Annotated in this window: 1 protein-coding gene; it reads left to right on the top strand. The window is 44.6% G+C overall.

Translation table 11 applies throughout. From position 1 onward, the window contains the following. Window positions 1-213 (top strand): hypothetical protein (locus RN22_RS25310; RefSeq protein WP_046308505.1); only part of this gene is annotated, 213 nt, incomplete at both ends.

Genomic DNA, 213 nt, shown 5'->3' with positions numbered 1-213 from the left:
CCATTACATCTATTTCAGTACACACAGAGCAATACAAGGTCACTGAAACCAATACGCTGGATTCAACCTCAACGGCACAAGGTTCATTGTTAGACAATGATAATGACCCTGAAGGTCACAGTTTCCAGGTTACTCAGATTAACGGCATAGACCTTAATTTTGACATCGACACTGGCTTCGCAACGGTTGAGTCCCCTGAAGGGACGCTACGTA

It is taken from the genome of Grimontia sp. AD028, assembly GCF_000973155.1.
In the GTDB taxonomy this organism is placed as follows: domain Bacteria; phylum Pseudomonadota; class Gammaproteobacteria; order Enterobacterales; family Vibrionaceae; genus Enterovibrio; species Enterovibrio indicus.
The sequence above is the reverse complement of the archived record's forward strand: the minus strand, read 5'-3'. Positions and strand labels throughout refer to the sequence as shown.